Origin of the sequence: Pseudomonas agronomica (assembly GCF_025917275.1) — a bacterium.
Classification (GTDB): Bacteria; Pseudomonadota; Gammaproteobacteria; order Pseudomonadales; family Pseudomonadaceae; genus Aquipseudomonas; species Aquipseudomonas agronomica.
Window position 1 is genome coordinate 1 of the sequence record NZ_JAOSHO010001046.1, and the last position, 463, is coordinate 463.

Consider the following 463-nt stretch of genomic DNA (forward strand, 5'->3'; position numbering starts at 1 on the left):
GCGAGCAGGCTCGCTCCCACAGGGTCTGGTGCCTGCTTGACGACATGAAAACTTCTTCATGAACACCACCTGCGACCGAATGCCGCGCCCTGCCTGTCCTGCAGGATTGTTGCGCTTTTCATGAAAACTTCTTAACAGACCGAGGCATTTACTTAGCACGCTACCAAAATCTATAACAAAACCCTGCACACGCCTTGCTGCAGATAACAGAGATTGGAGCTTGCAAGATGACTGTGAAAGTAACTGAACGAGACGACGCCCACATGTCCCACGAAGGGATTGCCGCTGGTATCCGGATCTGGGACGTGCATCAACAGGACATGCTGGTGGGCATGTTCCACTCCGAGACGGACGCCCACAGCTACAAGGCCGAGCTGGAGCGCGAGGAGCGGCAGCGTTTGCGTGAGACCGCGCAATCCTGAAAACAACACATACCCTAATGTGGGAGCGAGCCTGCTCGCGA

General features: G+C 55.3%; 1 protein-coding gene. It reads left to right on the forward strand.

Going from position 1 to position 463, the window contains the following annotated elements:
• Positions 1-227 precede the first annotated feature (227 nt).
• Positions 228-422, forward strand: a complete 195-nt coding sequence (locus OC610_RS28820) for a hypothetical protein (protein ID WP_181288507.1) — start codon at positions 228-230, stop codon at positions 420-422.
• Positions 423-463: the final 41 nt, after the last annotated feature.

Bases quoted from the DNA above. Each gene is read 5' to 3' on its own strand.
- OC610_RS28820 (WP_181288507.1), top strand. From the start codon at position 228: ATGACTGTGAAAGTAACTGAACGAGACGACGCCCACATGTCCCACGAA.